We start from the raw sequence: 20,128 nt of genomic DNA on the forward strand, positions 1-20,128 counted from the left end.
TATTTAATCGTGTCAAAGTGGCTTGCTTTACAGGGCCTGCTCAAAATAATGCGTCATCAGTTCCGGCCGGTAATCGCCGTGCATGAACAACGCCGGGCTGTCAAAGCGCAAAAACAAGGCTTCCAGCGCCAGCCTGCGCGCATTGAACGCATCCACGAATTTGGCCTTTACCTCGCTACGGAAAAACAGTGTGCGGTTGCGCCCGGTTTCCAGGTCTATCATGGTGCCAAAGCCAAACTTGGGCAGCTTTTTGTATTCCTCATCGTTCCACAACACAACCGGGATCACCTTGTGCGCCGACATCGCTGACAAGGTTTTTTCAATCACACTGAGCGGCATATGGAAGTCTGATATCCAGAACACCAGCGCCCGCGTCTGGCCTAAAAAGTTAGGCATATCCGCCACACCTTCCACCCCTATGCGCAGATGCTGGTAGTCATGCAACATGGCGATAGTGGCTTTGCTCTGGTGCAGGTTGCGGCTTAACGGCAAGGTGTAGTCTTCAAGCACCTGCTGGTTATAACCGATAAACCCGAACAAATCGCCGGCGTGATAAGCCGAATTCGCCACTGCCGTCGCGACTTCCATCGCGGTATCCAGCTTGCGCTTGTGCCCGCGAAACTGCATGGAACTGGATAAATCGCACACCGCATAAATCGGCGTGGTGCTGTCCTGGTTAAATTGCCGCACCTTCACCTGCTCAAACGGGTCGCGTATGGTCTGGCGCAAGTCCATACGCCGCGCATCCGGGTAATCCACCAAATTCACCGTACCGCGGTAATCTGAACCGATGCCGCGCTGCGTGCCTGGATGATCCCCCAGCTGTATGCTGTCCGACTTCCAGCCGATCACATACTCAAACGGCTGTGCATAGCCAGCTTCATCGACCAGCGCCGGCGCTTTCTTATCAGCTTTTTTGAATGAACGTAGCATGTGGGTTTTTCTTTCAATGCCTGCTTAGGCCGCTTTGCTGAAGGTCAGGCTAGGTACCGCAATCGTGCGGATGATGTTATTGGTCAACTCACGCGCCAGTGCCGTCCTGCGGTTTTCATACGCGGCATTGAACACCAGCCGGTGCGAGATCACTTCGTGGAACACGGCATGAATATCTTCCGGATACAAACTGTCACGGCCATTCAGCCAGGCATTCACACGCGCCGCTTTCATCAGCATACCCATGCCGCGCGGGCTGGCCCCGGCCTGGATCAACCGCGAGATATCGACACTATCCATGGTCACGCCAAATTTTTCCGGGTTCACCGTCGCATCCCACAAATCCATGGTGTACTCCTCCAGCACATCGCTGGATTGAATGTGGTCTTGCAAGCGGTCTGAAAACGCATTCAGCTGGTCGAATTTGAGGATATCGCTTTCCACCTGTTGCGTCAGTTTTTCGGCATGCTGGAACTTGGTATTGAATACCAGTGATTTTTTCAGCTCGCGGTCAGCGGGAATCTCAATCGGGATTTCCATCATGAAACGGTCACGCGCCGCAGAAGGGATTTCAAACGTCTCGTTCTTCTCCACCTGGTTACGGTCGGCAAACACAATCATGTGCGGCATGCGGTATTCTTTTTTGAACGCGCTGATATGACGCTCGGCCATCACCCGCAGCATCAGGGCATGCACCTGTGGCCGTGCACGGTTGATCTCGTTAAAGAAAAACACAGACAAGTTTTCACCCGCGCGCAACAACGGGCCTTCATCAATCTGCGGACGTCCGTCCGGGCCGAGGAAGGTGTGGTAAATCAGGTCATTCGGCATCAGGTCCACCGTGCCTTCGATCCGCTCGTAAGCGCCACCGATACCGCGCGCAATGGATTGCAGCAAGGTGGTTTTACCCACGCCGACGCCGCCATCCAGCAACACATGACCACGGGCAAAAATCGCAATGTTCATCAAACGAATGGCTTTGCTCTGACCGACAATCACCTGGTTGACCTGCTTTTCCAGGTTGAGTGCATGGTTACGCCAATCTGCCAATTGAATATCCAGAGGAGCTGACATGAATGTTTCCTTTAATAGAATGTTTCAAAAATGTAACAGAATGTAACTAGTCCACAATCCTCCAGTTTTGAGAACATTGCTGGTCCAGTTAAATATGCGATATAGTGAAGGTTACATAGTCCAGATTTTTAGCAATAGCTAGGGATTTTTTCCCGCTGTTTGAAATGTTCAGGGGTCGAGGGAGGCGTGAAAAATGCTACGTTCGTGGAGTCTTAAATTAACCATTACCGACACTTCCGGCTTGCCGGTCTATCTGCAGATTGCGCAGCAGATCATGGAAGAAATCCAGCGTGGCCGCCTGGCGCCCTCCACCGCCATGCCAGGCACGCGCGAACTGGCAGAGAAACTGCAGGTCAACCGCAAAACGGTGATCCTGGCCTATGATGAACTGATCGCCCAGGGCTGGCTGGTGTCCGAGCAACGCCGGGGCTCATTCGTTTCCGCCAACCTGCCCAACTTCAACGCACAACCGCAAACCGCCAAAACCAGCAAACAGCCCGCCAATGTGGTCGAAGGGCCAACGCATCCGCTGTTGAACTACCAGTCTCCGGAAGCCGGCGTGATTGATTTTAATGATGGCATCCCTGACTCGCGGCTGATCCCGTTCAATATCCTGTCCCGCGCCTTCCGCCATGCCTTGATCGGCTCCAGCAAAAATCTGGGTTACGGCGACCCGCGCGGCACGCTGGCATTGCGGCAATCGATTGCCACCATGCTGAATATGGAAAGAGGCCTGAGCGTAGCTATCGACCAGATCTGTATCGCGCGCGGCAGCCAGATGGGTATCTTCCTGGCGGCGCGTGTGTTAACCAGGCCGAATGATTATGTAGTGGTAGAACAGTTGAGCTACCCGGCGGCGAAAGAAGCCTTCAGGTCCTGCGGTGCCAATATCCTTACCGTAGGGCAAGACAAGCATGGCATTGATGTCGTCGCGCTGGAAAAACTGTGCAAGCAGCACACTATCCGCGCCATTTATGTTACGCCGCACCATCAGTTTCCCACTACCGTGATCATGACGGCGGAACGCCGCCTGAAGTTGCTGATGCTGGCCGAGCAATATGACTTTACGATTGTTGAGGACGATTACGACCACGAATTCCACTTCTCGCACCACCCGGTGTTTCCACTTACCAGCACCAACCATGGTGGCCGCGTCATTTATGTCGGCTCCCTCTCCAAAGTGCTCGCTCCCGGTCTGCGTGTTGGTTACCTTGTGGCCACGCCCGGCCTGATAGACCGTTGTGCCAAAGAAGTCATGCTGATAGACCGGCAAGGCAATTCCATTACCGAGCTGGCAGTCGCCGAGCTGATGAATTCCGGCGAGATCAAACGCCATATCCGCCGCACATTCAAGATCTATAACGAACGCCGAACCCTGCTGATTGCGCTGATCAAAAAAGAACTCAAGGAATACGTCACCTTTGATGCACCCGATGGTGGGCTGGCAATCTGGTTGCGACTGAAAGAAGGTTTTGATGTAGAAAAAGTGGCTGAGCAGGCGTTAAAACACAAAGTGCGCATCCTGCCCGGCACCCTGTTTTCAGAATCGCAGCAAAGCGTACATGCGATCCGCCTGGGGTTTGGCAGCCTGACTACGGTGGAGCTGGAGAAAGGAGTGCTGGGCTTAAAAGCCGCTTTTACTGGCAGCTGAATCACTTCGCAAATCAGCTGTTGATGCATTTCCAACATATTGATATTTAAGAAAATTTAAATATGTCCGAAAACATATATTACAAGCAATTTAATTTTAATGGTGGGAAGATACACATAGATCAATATTGGAATATTCGGTCATGTCATGAAAAATATTCAACATCAGCATATTGAGAGCGATCAATACATCCAGACATTGATCGATAACTTCCCTTTCATGGTCTGGCTCAAGGATGAGAACAGCCGCATCCTGGTGGCGAACACTGCCTATGCCAACATGGTAGGTGTAACCTCAAGCGCTGAGTTGATCGGCAAGACGGATTTTGATTTTTTCCCGCCTGAGCTGGCGCAGGAATATGTCGATGGTGATCACTGGGCCATGCGCAGCACCGCACCGAGTGCAGTGACGGTGCCGATCAAAAATTCCGAAGGTGAGTATTACTGGATAGAGTCTTACAAATCTGCGGTGGTGGTCGATGGTAAAGTGGTCGGCTCTCTTGGTTACGCCAGGGATGTCACCGAGAATATCCAGAAAGAGCACGAATACAAATCCATTGTAGAAAACTCATCCAATTGCATTGCCAAATACAACAGCGATTGCCAGCGCATCTTTCTCAATAACGCCAACTCCGCATTTTATGAAGTCGATTGCGCCAGCCTGATCGGCAAAACCCCCTCGCAATATCCCGGTGGCGACTTCGCCACCGCCTTTGAGCAAAGTATCCGCGAAGTGTTTCAAAGCGGTGAAGACCAGCATGTTGCCTTCAGGCTGATCACCAGCAATGGCAAACATAAAATCATGGATACGGTATTAACCCCCGAATTCAATGCCAACCAGGAAGTGAAAGCCGTGATCGCCATCGGGCAGGACATGACGCAGTCGTATGAAAACCTCGACCGCATCCATCACCTGGCTTATTTTGATTCCATCACCAAACTGCCCAACCGCATTGCCTTGCTCGAAGTATTGAATCAATGCCTCAATCAATCGCCGTCAGAAGCTTCGTTTGCGTTTCTGATGCTGGACCTGGATGGCTTCAAGGCGGTGAATGATCTGCTCGGCCACGCCGAGGGTGATTTGCTGTTATACGAGATGGCCAGGCGTATCGAACGCGCCGTGCGCCCGACTGACACTGTTGCTCGGCTGGGCGGCGACGAGTTTGCGATTTTGCTTTCTCAAGTGAAAGACCCGAAAAATGCCGGCATGGTTGCGAAAAAGATTCTTGAATCCATCAAACAGCCTATCCTTATCCGCGGCACAGAACTGTTTATTTCCGCCAGCATAGGCATTGTCGTGTGCCCCGAGCACAGCAACGTGGTCAGCGATATCGTCAAATTCTCCGATATCGCCATGTACAAGGCCAAAAAGCACGGCAGAAACAACTACCAGTTTTATTCGTCTGATCTATCGCAAACCACGATTGAGCGCATAGACATCGAGCGCTCATTACGCACCGCCCTGCAAAACGATGAATTCCTGCTGCACTACCAGCCACAGGTGAATTTGGAGACCAACAAAATCGTAGGTGTAGAAGCCCTATTAAGATGGCACCGTAACCACAGCGAAATGATCCCGCCAAACCGGTTTATCGGCATCGCCGAAGATTCAGGCTTCATCATCGAGATCGGCGAGTGGATTATGCAAACCGCATTTAAAGATGCCGTCAGGTGGAACACCGGCCGCGAAGAGCCCATCACCGTCGCCATCAACTTATCCAGCCGCCAGTTTATCCATAACAATTTGCTCAACTCCATCAAGCACCTGTTAAAGAAAACCCATTGCAACCCGGCATGGATCACCCTGGAAATCACCGAAAGCCTGCTACTGAGTGACAGCGCATACATTAGAAAAACCCTGAAAATCCTGGATAGCATGGGCTTTAGAATCTCTCTGGATGACTTCGGCACCGGCTATTCAGCACTCAGTTATCTCAGTAAATTCCCCGTCAGCGAAATCAAAATCGATCAGTCATTTGTGCAAGGCATTGCAGATAACAACGACCACCGGCTGATTGTGCAGGCGATTATTTCAATGGCGAAAAGTTTGGGTAAAGAGTTGGTTGCTGAAGGGGTGGAGACTGCTGAACAAGCTAAATATTTAGAAAGCTGTGACTGCAAAGTGGTGCAAGGATATTTCTTCAGTAAGCCTAAGCCGTTTGATGAGATTGATATGTAACTTCATTCGGCAAGGCTTTCTTGGTTAATAAATACTTAAGTAGTCACTTTCTAGCAAATAACTTAAGAAACTTATTATTAAACCGATAATCTTAATTGCAGATTATTGTTTTTTACCTGTATAGTTCGGTTTGTTCCTTTGCCTAAGGCTTTGGTACGTGGCAGCGCCTCAGTCGCCATAAGACTGGGGCATTTTCATATCTAGCGCTTTGGTTTTCTTGTCTCGAGTAAAACGCTCGTTTGCTTCAGTCTCGTCAAATAATCTAAATCTGTAATCGCGTATGCTGTTATAAACTCAAATGGCTTTCCGTTTTTAACAGGGTCATTTAGTACGACTAGGTAGTTTTCTTCATTGACCAAAAAAGTACGTCTTTTCAACGTTTGGCCACGGTCACTTTGTCTACTCGATCCATACCTGAAAATAGTGCCCGCAGTTGCATCTAAAACTTGTTCAATCCATAGCATACGTTTTGCACGCTCTATTGAAAAATGCTCATGGTCCAAACCTTGGCGATAGTTTTGCGTATCAGTAAAAGCATGATCAAAACGAAAGCTTGAGAACTTAATCTGAGCCCCTGTCCAGTCTGTCCATATTCTTGGTTGCCCACTCGCATCTTTTACGTAGTGCGACAGATAGACTTCCCGATATCTTGCAACTAAGGCATCACCTTCAAGCCCTTCAAACTCAAGAAAAGGCCACAGAGGTTGGTAAACCAAGATTTACCTCCCAATCCACTGAAAGATATTAAACTTCGGCTCCGCCTTTGCAGTTGAAAACCTCAAGTTGGCTTTCCCCAAACCTTCAGCCAACTGGTGGCAGAATTGTAATTTTGCCTCGCTGGTTTCCCGCTTATTCCACTGATAGCCAACGGCACCAATCAACAAATCTACCAATTGCGTTAATGGTTGCTCTTGAGAGTCCACTGGCTCCAGGCACTCAATACGCGCCCGTCCACTTAGCTTTCTTTTAAGCATTTCTCTTAAATTGGCAAAGCAGTTTCTATCCGAGTTTTGCTGCCAATCTAAATACAAGTAATAGACCTCTTGCGGCTCTAACCAATGTACAAGTAGTTGATAATAGAGCTTATAGAATCCCAGCTCCTTATCCCCCTCATTAAACCTGTCGTGATCTAGCGTTGTTCTATCAATCACAATGCATCTAAAACTTAAATCTTGGCTATTGAGAAAATAATCAATCAATGCCAAATAAAATGCCAATTTATTGGGTGAAACCTTGCTCCAACCAAATTCACCTTGGGTTGCATATTGTTTTTTCAGAAGATGAATATCGTGAATAATTTCACGCTTTCTGTCCCGTGGACAGCACAAAGCACCAATCACCGCATATCTATCGGCTTTATCTGATGTATGTCTACTTTCATCACAATAGACGTTAAAAACACTTTGTTGCGCTGGTTCCATAAAACGCTCCTAAGCCACCGCCTGCGCCACAAAAGCATCTGCAATGACTTGTTTTTGCTGGTTGGCTTGTTGAATGCGGGTTTTGAGTTGGTCGCATAGTGCAATGAGGGCATCGACTTTGGCGACGATGCGGTGTTGTTCGGCTAATGGAGGTAAGCAAAAAATCATATTTGATACCTGTATCGTTGATATATGGGGTACCCCATTACTTCTGCCAGGATCAATACTTTCCACAAAAAACTTTGATTTTAGCCATATAGCAAGATACTCAGTTATAACTGAATTTTGTAAACTGGATATCCTTGCCACTCGCTGTAACAATAAGCAAGGTACATCTGCTTTTGAAATTACAGCGTACTTCAAACCTGTTGTAATAATTGGACGATCAAGACTTAGTACTATATCTCCGACTTCTAGGTTGTATTCTTTAAAATTCGCAGCACGTTCATCCGAAATTTTTACAACGTCATCCCAATTAGCTACTGAGTGAGAAATATTTATATTTCGAAGTAGTCTTACTCCAGAAGCTTCAAACCACTCACTCTTAAAGGCATAGCCATTTAAAAATGATAAAACCTCAGCTTTTCGAACAAGCTCCCACGCTTTCGGCAATTCAAACGGTTTTTCATCCTCACCAATCGGCGCAAGCGGTTTTTCTTTTTTGAGTTTTCCTTCTGCAATTAATTTGGCTTTTTCGGCTTGGATGCGTTTGAGTAGTGCGCTGGCGGGTTCGTCGTTGGGGTCTTGCGGGACGAGTTTGCCCATGACGGCGAGTTGTAGCAGGGTTTGTTTGAGGGCGTCTATGCTGGCTTCGGTGGTTAAGAGCACATCAAAATGCGCGTAGATGCGTTGCCAGTTGGCGTTAAATTCTGCGGCGTTTTGGCTTTGGGTGAGCGTGGCAAGCAGTTGGCTCACCAAGATTTCATGCGCTTCTTGTGCGTTGCTGTATTGTTGCTCTAATTGGTCGCATAGTGCCATTAGTTCATCTACTTTGGCGACGATGCGATGTTGTTCGGCGAGTGGTGGAATTGGTAAATTTAGTAATATAAGTGAGCTTTTTTGAAGATTATTAATTCCAATACCCTTGCCGTAACCAGCAACAACTTTTCTATAGTATGGAGTTTGAAAAAAATAACTAAAATAATTAAATAGCTCTATTGAATATGACCTAACCACGCCACAAAAGGCACCAAATCCACCATCAAAATCAATTTGTGCTTGTGCCGCTTTACCAACAAGATCAGCGCTACCGCTCGACATTGCAATTACTATGTCGCCTTTTTTTATAAACTGACTTTCACTTAAAAATTTTCTTGGAACATATACAGGCTTATCAAAATTCAAAATACGATCTATGTTGTTACCCCTTAATAAGGGCACATGCTCGTCGATTTGGTCGTCGCTTGCATCTGACCTCCCATAAGTAACACCGCGTATTACATCAGCCACCTCATTTAATTCTGTCCATTCCCATCCAATAGGCAATTCAAAAGGTTTTTCTTTCTCATTTCTCGTCGCAAAGGGCTTTTCTTTTTTGAGTTTTCCTTCTGCTATCAGTTTGGCTTTCTCGGCTTGGATGCGTTTAAGTAGTTCGCTGGCGGGTTCATCAGTGGGATATTGCGGCACCAATTTACCACGCACCGCCAACTCTAAAATTAACTCACGTAGTTTTTTTACACCATAGACACTGCCTGCATTGCCACTGGCTCTGCCACGGCCTGATTTTTTCTCAGTATCCGCCGCTGTCCAAATAGCCATATGTTGGGTGAGCAGGTTTGCAATATTTGCCATGCTTAGTTGCCCTGTGTGCTTGAGGCTAAGGCTTCGCCCAAGATGGTTTTAAGCTGGTCACGCAAACTGGTTATATCTTGTTGCATGGTGTGGTATTGCGCTAACAGCACTTCAGGGTCGTGCGTGATTTGTTCGCCAACATGCGGGTTTTTACAATCGAGGTTGTAATTGCGGGCTTGAATATCGGCAAGACTGACTTTCCAAGCTTGTTCGTTTTCCTGTCTGGTGCTAAAGCTGTCCCTCTCATTGCCCCACCAGTTGGCGAGCGTTTCAAACTCTTCTACCTTCATGGGTTTGGTTTTATTGTAGGCTTTAATCCCACTTGGAAGCTGTTGCTCGTAAAACCAGATGTGTTGCGTGGGGGTGCCTTTGGTAAAAAACAGCAGGTTGGTTTTAATGCTGGTGTAAGGTGCAAACACGCTATTAGGCAGGCGCACGATGGTGTGCAAGTTGCAATCTTGCAGCAGTTTTTCTTTGATGCGAGTTTTAATGCCTTCGCCAAACAAAAAGCCATCTGGCAACACCAGTGCAGCACGGCCACCTGTTTTGAGCAGTTGCATAATCAGCACTAAAAACAAATCGGCGGTTTCGCGGGTTCTAAAGGTGGCGGGGAAGTTGGTTTCAATGCCGTCTTCTTCCATGCCGCCAAATGGTGGGTTGGTGATGACTACATTTACACGGTCTTTAGGCTCCCAGCTAATCAGTGGGCGCGCCAAGGTGTTGTCGTGGAGGATATTGCTGGGCACTTCGATGCCATGCAATATCATATTGGTGGTGCATAGCATGTGCGGCAGTGGCTTTTTCTCTATGCCGTGAATGCTGGCTTGCAGCTTGGCTTCGTCTTCCACCGTTTTCACATCTTTTTTACGAATATGCTCGATGGTGCAACTTAAAAAGCCGCCTGTGCCACATGCAGGGTCCATCACTTTTTCACCCAGACGTGGGTTAGCCATACGCACCATAAACTCAGTCACGGCGCGTGGCGTATAAAACTCACCTGCATTGCCTGCCGCTTGCAAATCGCGCAGGAGTTGTTCGTACATATCACCAAACAAATGGCGCTCTTTTGCTTTGTTAAAATCCACGCCCTCCTGAATTTTATTAATCACCTGGCGCAAGAGTTGGCCAGATTTCATGTAATTGTAGGCATCTTCAAACACTGACCGCATCACGTAAGCACTCTGATCGTTGCCTTTGGCTGTGAGATTTTGCAAAGCTGGGAATAGCTCGTTATCGACAAACTGTTTCAACGCATCGCCTGTTATGCCTTCGGGATTTGCTGCCCAGTTACGCCACCGGAATTTCTCGGGCAATGGTGATTGATAATCATCATTTAAAAGCTCCCACGTGAGTTCACGGTCATCGAATATCTTTAAAAACAGCATCCAGACCAATTGGCCTAAACGTTGCGCGTCGCCATCGACGCCCACGTCTTTGCGCATGATGTCTTGAATGGATTTAATAGTGCTAGAAATGGACATTTAATTATTCCAACCCAACTTATGCCCAATAAATGTTGATAGTAAAGAAAAGACTATGCCCGCTAGAGTGATCATAATTGTTAATTTTATATTTTGATTTTGATGCCGCTCAGCAATAAGTACGCTCTCTTTAAAATGTAGAAGGCTTTGCATTGCCTCAAGTTGACGTAACAACTCATCATTTAATCTTGATATTTGCCACTGACCTTCAAATGCCTCCCAAAATGCTCTCAACTCCGCGTTTTCCAGTTTAATTGGGTATCTTGAATAATACTGTATGTTGAATTTAGCGGCGCTTTCACAAACATTTAGAATTCTGGTGTTATTCTCCTCACTTACTGAGCGAGCACTTTCGGATAGTTGATTCATCACCAGCTTATATGCATGTGCAAGACCACTAATTAACACCGCTCTTTCAAATTGTCCTGGGGTTTCAGAGGCATAAATAAAACCTTTTCTCACGGTTGCTATATGCCCATTCGAAGACGTTTTAACAAAATCCTCTTTCGTTAGACTCTTAGTTTCCAACATTTCATTAGAGTATTGAACTATTTCATCCGACAGTTCTTTCTCATGGCAAAGAAACCCTTCACCGAGATTCCGAACCTTCGGCTTTTCATCAGAAAACTTCACTTGAATGATTTTTTTGTATGGCGAATCTATGAAGAAAACTAAGGTCCAATTTTTGTTTTTATCCTCATAGAACTTAAACGACTTTGCTAGTGACTCATCAAAAAATACAATTTTATTTCCACTAATTTTTAATTCTGTGTAACTTTGTTCTTTCAGGAGATATTCAGGATTGTATTGGTAATAAGCTACTTTATTTTTAATTTCCGTCACTTCATTTTCCTACGCGTATAGTTGCTGCTCAAGTTCGATTACGGCATTGAGATAGCCTTGTTTACCACCAAAAGCTGAAATCAATTCCGGGGCGCTACCCATCGTTCTAAATGGATCAAGGGTCAGGATTTTAATATCTTCAATGTTCTCGACGCCAGTATCAGCGTATTTATCCAGCAAGGCTACTAATACTTGTCTGGCTTGCGCACCGTAGTTGGCAAAATAATTACGCTTTTTGACCTGCTCAGCCCGCTCTTTGCGAGTGAGTGGTGGCTGATCAAAAGCGACATGGCATACCAAATCAAACGGGTCAAAATCTTTGCCAACTTCTTCGGCCAATGCATCGAGCAAAATGCCATGTGACTCAAATTCTTGAATCAAAGCGGCTTTACGCTCAGCACTGCTCCATGTTTTTAAAAAGTCGTCCAAACTTTGATAATCTTTATGAACTTGATTTTTGGTGTAATCACGTATGGATTCGGTGATTAACTTACCCTCTGGGCCGTAATACTGCACCCGTTGCGCAACCACGTGAACCGGCACATTATCGACAACATACTTCACACGCCCTTTTGATTCACCACCAACAGTAATATCCGGTTTTTCAGGATTGGGCAATGGTAAAGCTGGATCTTCAATTTCGTCCGGCGGCACTGGTAATTGCCCCCCATCAGGTTCAAAAATCACAACTGGCTCGCCATCAAAATTTTTATCCGCAAATAACTCGGTGGCTTTTTTGAAATCCATGATCGTGAACCAAAATTTGCCGTAGTCTTCATTGATACGCGTACCACGACCAATAATCTGCTTGAACTCAGTCATGGATTTGATGTGCTGATCCAAAACTACCAATTTGCAGGTTTGTGCATCCACCCCTGTGGTCATGAGTTTGGAGGTGGTGGCAATGACAGGGTAACGCTCTTCTGGATTGATAAAGTTATCTAGCTCAGCCTTACCTTCGTTTTCATCCCCCGTAATACGCATGACGTATTTACGATTTTCTCTGACACGATCAGGATTTAAATTCACCAGCGCCTGGCGCATACGCTCGGCATGGTCAATGTCGTCACAAAAAACGATGGTTTTCGCAAATGGATCTGTTTCAGTTAGAAACTCGGTAATTTTTTGCGCCACTAATTGAGTGCGCTTTTCTAGGACCAGTGTTTTATCCATATCAGACTGATTGTAGATACGGTCTTCAATAACTTGGCCCCTTTTATCGATCTGTCCTGCAGTTGGACGCCATCCTTGAAGATCTTTATCTATGTCTATACGCACAACTTTGTATGGCGCAAGAAACCCATCTTCGATACCTTGTTTTAGCGTGTAGCTATAAACAGGATCACCAAAATAGGTAATGCTCGAAACCTCTTTGGTTTCTTTGGGTGTGGCCGTGAGGCCAATGTGCGTAGCATTGCTGAAGTATGCCAATACATCACGCCATGCTGAATCCTCTGCCGCACTGCCTCGATGACACTCATCTATCACGATTAGATCAAAGAAGTCTGGACTGAATTGTTTGTAGATATTTTTGTCTTCTTCGTTACCTGTAACCGCTTGATAAAGTGAAAGATAAATCTCATAGGCTTTATCAATTTGGCGTTTACTGATTTTGGTCATGGCGGGACCAAAGGGCTTGAAGTCATTGTTTTTAGTTTGATCGACCAGGATGTTACGGTCTGCTAAAAACAAAATGCGCTTTTTAGCACCAGATTTCCAAAGGCGCCAAATAATCTGAAAAGCAGTATACGTTTTGCCTGTACCAGTCGCCATGACTAGCAAAACACGTTGTTGCCCTTTGGCGACAGCCTCAATTGTCTTATTGATAGCATTTGCTTGATAGTAGCGTGGTGCTCGCCCTGTGCCATCATCGTAATATGGCATCTCAACAGTAGCTTTAGCCTCTTCTGTGACAATGCCTTTCCAATCACAATAGCGTTGCCACAACTCCTCAGGATTGGGGAAGTTATCTAAAGCGAGTTCTAGCTCTACAGCATGACCATTTCCTGTTCGATCATGCATCAAAAATGCATCCCCATTGCTACTAAATACAAATGGGATTTCCAGGATTTCAGCATAATTAAGCGCTTGTTGCATGCCAGCGCCTACGCTATACGAATTCTCTTTGGCTTCAATGATAGCAATAGGAATATTGCTTTTGTAATAGAGAATGTAATCAGCGCGTTTGCGTTCACCACGGCTATGCAGCTTGCCTCGCACAATAATTCGGCCATTGGTAAAGCTCACTTCTTCACGTACTTGCGTTTGGATATCCCAGCCAGCATTTTGAATCGCTGGAGTAATAAACTTGGTACAGATGTCGCGTTCGGACAGTTTCTGAGCCACCACATCCTCCCCTTGAATTAGTTTTTTTGACATCGTAACAAAAATGAAAGCCCGCTGTCGGGCTTTTATTTGATGGCAATGCTTCTATTGGTATAGCACAAAGACACCTTGAAACTTAGATGTCGCTTTTGATTCACTGATAATCTGCGCAGTGACTATAATTTTTGCCCTGCACTTTTCCTGATAAGTCCTTTCAAAACTCTCCCAATCATCCGCTGATTGAAAACTCGCCAAACATTCAAAATCGGTTTTCACCGGCAATAGATAATCAATCTCCTGGCGCTTGATCACCAGGTTACCTTTTAAGCCTGCTTGCTCAATTTTTGACTGCACTAACGACCAGGCCGTGGTGATTGAAATAGCCGCAATGCTGCCGCCAAACACGATATCGAGATGGTTTTTGTTTAAGGCATAAGAGCCTTGCACGGTGAGTTGGTGATCTTCGATTCTTGCGATTTTTATCCCCAGGTTTTTGGTTTGCGGGATAAGCTTGAATAAGGTGTTTTCAAAGTTTTGTTCCAGTTGGCCCATGGTGTTTCCTTTTCTAACTATTGTTATTTAAATTTTTTCATTCAACTTTGGCTGGCTTTGCAGCAAACGGCATTCGGCAAATAACTCGGCGACCCATTCAATAAATGTGCGCACTTTGGTTGAGAGGTGCCGGTTTTGCGGGTAGAGCGCATTCAGCGGCAGGCTGCCAGTGGGGTAATCACCCAGCACTCTCTCTAACTTACCTTCATTTAAATAGCCTTGCACCATAAAAGTGGGTACCTGACATACCCCTATACCCGCCAGTGCGGCGGCGACGATCGCATCGCCATTGTTGATGGCGAGTTTGCGGTTGGTGGGGACTTCTTGCTCTTCGCCTGCGTGTTCAAGGATGAAATTGCGCACTTTGCCGGTTTTGGATGAAAAGAAGTGTACGGCCTGATGGCGTTGCAGGTCGTCATGATGGGTGGGCCTGCCGTAGGTTTGCAGGTATTCCGGCGAGGCGACCAGCAGGAATTGCATGGTGCCTACCCGCCTGGCGACCAGGGTGGAATCCAGCGGATGACCGACGCGGATCACGCAATCGACGCCTTCTTCCAGCAGGTCAATTGGCCTGTCGTCACACCCGATTTCGAGCTGGATTTCAGGGTAGCGTTTTAAAAAGTCTTGCAGCGCGGGGATGATTACCAGCCGGCCCAGCGGCGTCGGCACATCTACCCGCAGGCGGCCTTTGGGGTTGCTGGTGGCCTGGTGCAGGGCCGCTTCGGTTTCTTCCAGCTCGTTCAACAGCCTGATTGCCCGTTCGTAATAGGCAGCGCCATCGGTGGTGACGCTGATGCGGCGGGTGGTTCTGTGCAGCAGCTTGACCCGCAGGCGTTTTTCCAGCGCCAGCACTTGCGCGGAGACCGTGGTTTTGGGCAGGTTTAATGACATGGCGGCTTTGGTGAAGCTTTCCAGCTCCACTACCCGCGTGAATGCCAGCATGGTGTCGAATCTATCCATCAATGCCTTAAATGACTTATCGATTGTGCAATAAATTAACACAGTGATTGCTAATTTAGTCTATTTATCTCGGATTTTTAATTATTTATAGTGGTTACCAGTTTCAAACAAGCTTATAAACAAGCATTCACATTTTTAATTAAGGAGATTTTCATGAGCAAGAAACTTGAAGGTAAAGTCGCAGTCGTTACTGGTGCATCTAAAGGCATAGGCGCAGAAATCGCCAAACGGTTTGCGCAGGATGGCGCGGCGGTGGTGGTCAATTATTTTTCCAGCAAGGCGGGTGCCGATAAGGTAGTCGCAGAAATCACCCAGGCCGGTGGCAAAGCAGTGGCAGTCGGCGGTAACGTCGGTGAAGCGGGTGCGGCTGAAGCGATTATCAATGCGGCGATTACTAACTTCGGCAGGCTGGATATCCTGGTGAATAACTCCGGTATCTACGAATTTGGCACCATTGAGCAAATCACGCCTGAACACTTTCACAAACAATTCGATACCAACGTATTGGGCTTGTTGTTAACTACCCAGGCAGCGGTGAAACATCTCGGCGAAGGCGGCAGCATTATCAATATCGGTTCTGTGGTGAGCCGTTTAACACCTCCTGGTGCTGCGGTGTATACGGCTACCAAAGGCGCAGTGGATGCGATCACCGGTTCATTGTCCAAAGAATTGGGGCCACGCAAGATCCGCGTGAATGCCCTGAACCCTGGCCTGGTCAAAACCGAAGGCACACAAACGGCTGGCGTGATCGGCTCAGAAATGGAAAGTGGTTATGTGGCGCAAACACCATTGGGTCGCACCGGGCAGCCAAGAGATATTGCCGCGATTGCATCTTTCCTGGCTTCGGATGACTCATACTGGTTAACCGGCGAACAGTTGCTGGCTGGTGGCGGTTTGCGCTAAGACTGAAAGATTTAAGGTAGCACTGAAAGGCAAAACAAATGATCAACTTATATACATGGGCGACACCAAATGGCCGCAAGATTTCCATCATGCTGGAAGAGCTAGGCGTGGACTATGAGGTGAGCCCGGTTGATCTGGGCAAGCTGCAACAATACTCGCCGGAGTTTGGGGCGATTTCGCCCAACCACAAAATTCCGGCGATTGTCGACACCGAACCAGGCAAAGATCCTGTGGTGATTTTTGAGAGTGGTGCCATCCTGACCTACCTGGCCGAAAAACACGGCCAGTTTCTGGCCCCGTCAGGCCAGGCGCGTTACACCACGTTTGAATGGTTGCACTGGCAGACCAGCGCTTTGGGGCCCATGCTGGGCCAGCTGGGTTTCTTTGCCGTGCGCAGCCAGGAAAAAGCACCGCTTGCGATTACCAGATTTACCGAAGAAGCGGACAGGCTGCTGAACGTGATGGACAAGCAACTGCAAAGCAACACTTACCTGGCGGGTAGCGAATATTCGATTGCCGACATTGCCAGTTATGCGTGGACACTGGCGGCGACCGGTTACCTGAAAGAGGTGCTCAAGGACTCTCTGGCGACCAAACCGGCATTGCATCGCTGGCTGCAAACCGTAGGCGAAAGGCCTGCGGTACAACGGGGGATGGCGATCCCCCGAATTTGAAACCGGTTAACATTTAAAAATGGATTTTGAAATCATCGAGGTGATTAAGCTTTGTCGAATAAAGCATTGATGTGGACCACCACTTTTCAAACACCTGCAACCAGCCAACCGGTGACGTTGCAGGGTTTCGGCACGCCAGGTAAAAGACCCGGTCAAACCAGATCACCGGTAGTGATTTTTTTCCACGGCGGGCTGTTTAATGCGGGCAATATAGAGGAAGCTTTTGCGCTGGCGACTGCGCTCACCGATCAGGCGCTCACCGATCAGGCAAATCAGGCGCTTGTGGTGTGTGTGGATTATCCCTTAGCCCCTGAAGTGAAATTCCCCGCCACCATTGAAGTCGCCTTCGCTGCACTCCAATGGGTAGTTGACAATGCCAGGCAGATTGGCGCAGACAGCAAGCGGATATTTGTTGCCGGTGAGCATGCGGGTGGCAACCTGGCAGCGGTAGTTGCCATGCTATTTCGCGACCGTGCGATGACCTTTAACAAGCAAACAATTTTGGCGGGCCAAGTACTGATCAACCCGATGCTGGATGCGCTACAGACTTCGAAATCGATGGGCAATGCGGCCGATAGCCCATGCCGGCGTGCCTGGGCGGAATATATTCCCACCGCCAGTGATTGCACCCACCCTTACGCTTCACCGTTGCACTCATGCCGCCTGGGCGGGCTGGCGCCTGCAACCATTATGACGACTGAATCTCACCCGCTGCGGGATGAAGCTGAAGCGTATGCGGCGAAATTGTTACTGGCGGGGGTGCCGGTGCAGGTGCGCAGGTTGGGAGATAGTACACACCCTCTGACTTCACCGCTGCACCCTTGTTTCAACAATTTGACCCAGCTGATCCGGCAAGTACTGCTGGATAAAAGTATTGCTGGATAAAAGCTAGCCAACAAGGCTGATATTGTTAAATGTCATTCTCGCTACTCAACTCCCCTGGCGATAATTGACCCTCTTCAACTTCTGCTGCGATTTCAGCCGAGTGTGACCCGGGTGGCTGCTTGTCATTTTTCTTGTGGGTTTTGGGCGGTAACAGCGAGGTTTCATCCAGGACTGGTGTTTCAGGTGGGTGTGCATGGTTATTGGATTTATCATTCTTGTCTGGCATACGGTTCTCCCTCTAATTTCTAAACAAAAAGCTTACTCACTGGTCAGACAAGGCATCCGCGTTTGTGTTTCATGGTAAGTGTATTCTATTGCCTAAATTTACTGTCTTAACCTATGTCATCACCCACTTTGCAGTTACACAGTTTGCCATTGCAGCGTTTGCCTTTACCGAATGGATTCCGGCCGCAGGATTTCCTGACTTTTCATGGTCGGGACAAACTGGCGGTATCGGAGAAAGTCACCGGCAACACGCTGGAAAAAGCGATTGTGTGGAGAGACCGCCCTGCCCTGTTAACGCTAGTGTTTGATTTGCCTGTAGTGAAATATCAACTGGCGCTGGATGACCCGCTGCTGGAGATTAGTGAGGAAGAAACACTGCAGCTGGTGCAACATATACTGGGGCTTACGCAAGCGATTGCCGGGTTTGAACAGGCCTTTGCAACGCACCCATTGCTTAGTGCAATAATTGCCGAGCAAGCAGGGCTACGCGTGCCGGTAAGTGTCAGCCCGTTTGAAGCGCTGACGTGGGCGATTATCGGCCAGCAGGTGAGCTTGAGTGCGGCGATTGCCATGCGGCGTAAATTTATCCAGCAGGCAAATATCAGGCATTCTTCAGGTTTTTATTGCTACCCTTCACCAGCGAAGGTTTCGCAAATGTCGGTCGAATCATTGCGGCTGGCAGGTCTGTCACAAAGCAAGGCGAATACGCTGTTGAAAGTGAGTGAGCTGATGCTTACCGGGCATTTACCACTGGATGACTGGCTGCATCACCAGGCATCGCCCGAGCTGATCGCTAATAGCCTGGCTGCCATCAAAGGCATTGGGCCGTGGACTATCAGTTACGCACTACTCAGGGGCTATGGCTGGCTGGATGGCTCGTTACATGGGGATGCCGCGGTACGGCGCGCGATCAGGGGATTGATGGCACTGGAGCAGTTGAGCGATAAAGAGGCTGAGCAATGGCTCAAACCTTTCAGCCCGTGGCGCGCTTTGCTGGCTGCACATTTATGGGCCTGGCAATCGCGCTCACCTGGCTGATTCAATGATCTGGGATTTAAAAAGTTAGGGCTTGATGATATTCAAATCAAGCCGGGCAAGGCATGCCTGCATTTACCCATTGTTTCACTGCTGCGACCGTTTGCTCTTTGGTGAGCGGCGGCACACTGCGGTTGCCACCCGGGTTCCAGCCCCAGGCGACCAGCTTGTCATCAGCAAAGTGAGTAATCAGTTTCTGGCCGTCTTTACCGCCATTGCGGGCCGGATCTTTCAGTACCATGCACAGGTCTTTGGGTGAAAGACCGATAAATACCATTTTGTTTTCCGGTGACGGCAATTGCCAGTGTGGCGCACCCGGTGGCGCATGCATGCCCATCACGGCGGGGGAGTTTTTTTGCTGGTGGCAGGAGCTGCATTCCATCGCTGGCATGCCTTTACCATCCATCCCGCGCTGTACCAGCATGGCGTGCGGTTTGCCCTGGTCATATTGCAAGGGCTGATCACCGGGAATATGGCAGTTTTGGCAGCGTGGGTGTTGCAGGACAGAACGGATAGGCTCAAACAGTTGTGCCGGCTCGGCGCCGATGACGGCTGCAGCATATAGTGCACTATACACCACCAGGAGTCCGGACCATAAGTTGTTGTTTTTTGGGCGGTACATACAGTCTTCTCCTTGGCCGGTTCAAATCTATCAGCTGGTGCAAAGGCCTGACATCAATGCCAGGCCAGTCATGATTATTTTTTATACGTCTCCGCCATGCAAATCAGGCGAACGAAAGCTCGTGCCAGATAGATTTGTCATTGGCGGCAACGGGATCGTCAAAGCTATTCTGGTGTGATTTGATCTTTCCATTTTCTGTGTAGAAAGTCAGCTCGAACTTGTTAGTCACCGGCAAGTTCTGGAAAGGACCTGAAGGGTCAAATGAGCGGTATTGCAGGCACAGGTAGATACCAGGTTCGATCAGCAGGTCAAACCGTTGACCATAGGCTGAGTTAGTGGATACATCTGTTTGCTTGAAACCGTAGGCTAGCGCATCCCGTCTGACGTGATACCAATCCTGCTCGTTGCATGCCTGATTAATCGAGAAACTCAATACTTCAAATATTTGTTCTGCAAATTCGTTCGGGGTACGCATACTCGTTCAACCTGTTTTTATTAATTAAAATCACTACTGAAGATGGCGGTAGTGTAGGTTGAAATTTGTAGGATAAAAACTGGCGGAAATCTGATTTTAT

Annotated in this window: 19 protein-coding genes; 6 read left to right on the plus strand and 13 right to left on the minus strand. The window is 48.0% G+C overall.

Annotation, left to right across the window (positions count from 1 at the left end; translation table 11 throughout):
- Positions 1-27: 27 nt before the first annotated feature.
- Both ASG34_RS11475 and ASG34_RS11480 read right to left on the minus strand, forming a co-directional pair.
- Positions 28-933, minus strand: coding sequence for a DUF58 domain-containing protein (locus ASG34_RS11475; RefSeq protein WP_055830620.1), 906 nt, complete (start codon positions 931-933; stop codon positions 28-30).
- A gap of 24 nt (positions 934-957) precedes the next feature.
- The gene (locus ASG34_RS11480; protein ID WP_055830622.1) at positions 958-2,007 is read right to left on the minus strand and encodes an AAA family ATPase; all 1,050 of its coding nucleotides are present in this window, start codon (positions 2,005-2,007) and stop codon (positions 958-960) included.
- A 193-nt stretch (positions 2,008-2,200) separates the two neighbouring features.
- Between ASG34_RS11480 and pdxR the strand changes: the two genes are divergently transcribed.
- Both pdxR and ASG34_RS11490 read left to right on the plus strand, forming a co-directional pair.
- Positions 2,201-3,658: a MocR-like pyridoxine biosynthesis transcription factor PdxR gene (gene pdxR / locus ASG34_RS11485; protein WP_055830624.1), complete on the plus strand. Its 1,458-nt coding sequence runs from the start codon at positions 2,201-2,203 to the stop codon at positions 3,656-3,658.
- Between the two features lie 147 nt (positions 3,659-3,805).
- Positions 3,806-5,836 carry a sensor domain-containing protein gene (locus tag ASG34_RS11490; RefSeq protein ID WP_055830626.1) on the plus strand — a complete coding sequence of 677 codons (2,031 nt, stop codon included), beginning with the start codon at positions 3,806-3,808 and terminating at the stop codon, positions 5,834-5,836.
- A 200-nt stretch (positions 5,837-6,036) separates the two neighbouring features.
- Here ASG34_RS11490 and ASG34_RS11495 read toward each other — a convergent pair whose 3' ends face one another.
- The 8 genes from ASG34_RS11495 to ASG34_RS11530 are packed head-to-tail and all read right to left on the minus strand — an operon-like array spanning position 6,037 to position 15,209.
- Positions 6,037-6,552: a hypothetical protein gene (locus tag ASG34_RS11495; protein ID WP_055830627.1), complete on the minus strand. Its 516-nt coding sequence runs from the start codon at positions 6,550-6,552 to the stop codon at positions 6,037-6,039.
- A gap of 3 nt (positions 6,553-6,555) precedes the next feature.
- Positions 6,556-7,257: a DUF3800 domain-containing protein gene (locus ASG34_RS11500; protein ID WP_055830629.1), complete on the minus strand. Its 702-nt coding sequence runs from the start codon at positions 7,255-7,257 to the stop codon at positions 6,556-6,558.
- A gap of 9 nt (positions 7,258-7,266) precedes the next feature.
- Positions 7,267-9,048 (minus strand): restriction endonuclease subunit S, encoded by a 1,782-nt coding sequence (locus tag ASG34_RS11505; RefSeq protein ID WP_055830631.1) that lies wholly within the window; start codon positions 9,046-9,048, stop codon positions 7,267-7,269.
- Positions 9,049-9,050: 2 nt separating this feature from the next.
- Positions 9,051-10,529 carry a type I restriction-modification system subunit M gene (locus tag ASG34_RS11510; RefSeq protein WP_055830633.1) on the minus strand — a complete coding sequence of 493 codons (1,479 nt, stop codon included), beginning with the start codon at positions 10,527-10,529 and terminating at the stop codon, positions 9,051-9,053.
- A complete protein-coding gene (locus ASG34_RS11515) occupies positions 10,530-11,372 on the minus strand; it encodes a hypothetical protein (protein WP_055830635.1) in 843 nt (280 codons plus the stop codon). It abuts the gene before it with no gap.
- Between the two features lie 9 nt (positions 11,373-11,381).
- Positions 11,382-13,751: an EcoAI/FtnUII family type I restriction enzme subunit R gene (gene hsdR, locus ASG34_RS11520; protein WP_055830637.1), complete on the minus strand. Its 2,370-nt coding sequence runs from the start codon at positions 13,749-13,751 to the stop codon at positions 11,382-11,384.
- 51 nt (positions 13,752-13,802) lie between these two features.
- Positions 13,803-14,249 carry a YiiD C-terminal domain-containing protein gene (locus tag ASG34_RS11525; protein ID WP_055830639.1) on the minus strand — a complete coding sequence of 149 codons (447 nt, stop codon included), beginning with the start codon at positions 14,247-14,249 and terminating at the stop codon, positions 13,803-13,805.
- A gap of 27 nt (positions 14,250-14,276) precedes the next feature.
- Positions 14,277-15,209 (minus strand): LysR family transcriptional regulator, encoded by a 933-nt coding sequence (locus ASG34_RS11530; protein WP_055830640.1) that lies wholly within the window; start codon positions 15,207-15,209, stop codon positions 14,277-14,279.
- A 153-nt stretch (positions 15,210-15,362) separates the two neighbouring features.
- Between ASG34_RS11530 and ASG34_RS11535 the strand changes: the two genes are divergently transcribed.
- Genes ASG34_RS11535 through ASG34_RS11545 form a run of 3 tightly spaced genes read left to right on the plus strand, consistent with a single transcriptional unit; the run spans position 15,363 to position 17,671 of the window.
- Positions 15,363-16,112 (plus strand): glucose 1-dehydrogenase, encoded by a 750-nt coding sequence (locus tag ASG34_RS11535; RefSeq protein WP_055830643.1) that lies wholly within the window; start codon positions 15,363-15,365, stop codon positions 16,110-16,112.
- Between the two features lie 38 nt (positions 16,113-16,150).
- On the plus strand, positions 16,151-16,786 hold the full coding sequence (locus ASG34_RS11540; protein ID WP_055830645.1) for a glutathione S-transferase family protein: 636 nt from the start codon (positions 16,151-16,153) through the stop codon (positions 16,784-16,786).
- Positions 16,787-16,837: 51 nt separating this feature from the next.
- Positions 16,838-17,671 (plus strand): alpha/beta hydrolase, encoded by an 834-nt coding sequence (locus ASG34_RS11545; RefSeq protein WP_235559790.1) that lies wholly within the window; start codon positions 16,838-16,840, stop codon positions 17,669-17,671.
- Positions 17,672-17,696: 25 nt separating this feature from the next.
- Here ASG34_RS11545 and ASG34_RS11550 read toward each other — a convergent pair whose 3' ends face one another.
- Positions 17,697-17,897, minus strand: coding sequence for a hypothetical protein (locus tag ASG34_RS11550; protein ID WP_055830648.1), 201 nt, complete (start codon positions 17,895-17,897; stop codon positions 17,697-17,699).
- A 113-nt stretch (positions 17,898-18,010) separates the two neighbouring features.
- On the opposite strand from ASG34_RS11550, the gene ASG34_RS11555 reads away from it, so the two are divergent.
- Positions 18,011-18,934, plus strand: coding sequence for a DNA-3-methyladenine glycosylase family protein (locus ASG34_RS11555; RefSeq protein ID WP_055830650.1), 924 nt, complete (start codon positions 18,011-18,013; stop codon positions 18,932-18,934).
- 46 nt (positions 18,935-18,980) lie between these two features.
- Here the strand turns inward: ASG34_RS11555 and ASG34_RS11560 are convergent, their stop codons facing one another.
- Together ASG34_RS11560 and ASG34_RS11565 are read right to left on the minus strand one after the other, a co-directional pair.
- The gene (locus ASG34_RS11560) at positions 18,981-19,553 is read right to left on the minus strand and encodes a hypothetical protein (protein WP_055830652.1); all 573 of its coding nucleotides are present in this window, start codon (positions 19,551-19,553) and stop codon (positions 18,981-18,983) included.
- Positions 19,554-19,656: 103 nt separating this feature from the next.
- Positions 19,657-20,028, minus strand: a complete 372-nt coding sequence (locus ASG34_RS11565; RefSeq protein WP_055830654.1) for a hypothetical protein — start codon at positions 20,026-20,028, stop codon at positions 19,657-19,659.
- Between the last annotated feature and the right edge of the window lie 100 nt (positions 20,029-20,128).

The organism is Methylophilus sp. Leaf416 (assembly GCF_001424665.1).
GTDB lineage: Bacteria > Pseudomonadota > Gammaproteobacteria > Burkholderiales > Methylophilaceae > Methylophilus.

What these genes read in the sequence shown, in the direction of transcription:
- ASG34_RS11550 (WP_055830648.1), bottom strand. Translation starts at nt 17,897, where the DNA reads ATGCCAGACAAGAATGATAAATCCAATAACCATGCACACCCACCTGAA.
- ASG34_RS11525 (WP_055830639.1), bottom strand. Translation starts at nt 14,249, where the DNA reads ATGGGCCAACTGGAACAAAACTTTGAAAACACCTTATTCAAGCTTATC.
- ASG34_RS11560 (WP_055830652.1), bottom strand. Translation starts at nt 19,553, where the DNA reads ATGTACCGCCCAAAAAACAACAACTTATGGTCCGGACTCCTGGTGGTG.
- ASG34_RS11490 (WP_055830626.1), top strand. Translation starts at nt 3,806, where the DNA reads ATGAAAAATATTCAACATCAGCATATTGAGAGCGATCAATACATCCAG.
- hsdR (WP_055830637.1), bottom strand. Translation starts at nt 13,751, where the DNA reads ATGTCAAAAAAACTAATTCAAGGGGAGGATGTGGTGGCTCAGAAACTG.
- ASG34_RS11565 (WP_055830654.1), bottom strand. Translation starts at nt 20,028, where the DNA reads ATGCGTACCCCGAACGAATTTGCAGAACAAATATTTGAAGTATTGAGT.
- ASG34_RS11540 (WP_055830645.1), top strand. Translation starts at nt 16,151, where the DNA reads ATGATCAACTTATATACATGGGCGACACCAAATGGCCGCAAGATTTCC.
- pdxR (WP_055830624.1), top strand. Translation starts at nt 2,201, where the DNA reads ATGCTACGTTCGTGGAGTCTTAAATTAACCATTACCGACACTTCCGGC.
- ASG34_RS11480 (WP_055830622.1), bottom strand. Translation starts at nt 2,007, where the DNA reads ATGTCAGCTCCTCTGGATATTCAATTGGCAGATTGGCGTAACCATGCA.
- ASG34_RS11530 (WP_055830640.1), bottom strand. Translation starts at nt 15,209, where the DNA reads ATGGATAGATTCGACACCATGCTGGCATTCACGCGGGTAGTGGAGCTG.
- ASG34_RS11500 (WP_055830629.1), bottom strand. Translation starts at nt 7,257, where the DNA reads ATGGAACCAGCGCAACAAAGTGTTTTTAACGTCTATTGTGATGAAAGT.
- ASG34_RS11510 (WP_055830633.1), bottom strand. Translation starts at nt 10,529, where the DNA reads ATGTCCATTTCTAGCACTATTAAATCCATTCAAGACATCATGCGCAAA.
- ASG34_RS11475 (WP_055830620.1), bottom strand. Translation starts at nt 933, where the DNA reads ATGCTACGTTCATTCAAAAAAGCTGATAAGAAAGCGCCGGCGCTGGTC.
- ASG34_RS11555 (WP_055830650.1), top strand. Translation starts at nt 18,011, where the DNA reads ATGTCATCACCCACTTTGCAGTTACACAGTTTGCCATTGCAGCGTTTG.
- ASG34_RS11505 (WP_055830631.1), bottom strand. Translation starts at nt 9,048, where the DNA reads ATGGCAAATATTGCAAACCTGCTCACCCAACATATGGCTATTTGGACA.
- ASG34_RS11535 (WP_055830643.1), top strand. Translation starts at nt 15,363, where the DNA reads ATGAGCAAGAAACTTGAAGGTAAAGTCGCAGTCGTTACTGGTGCATCT.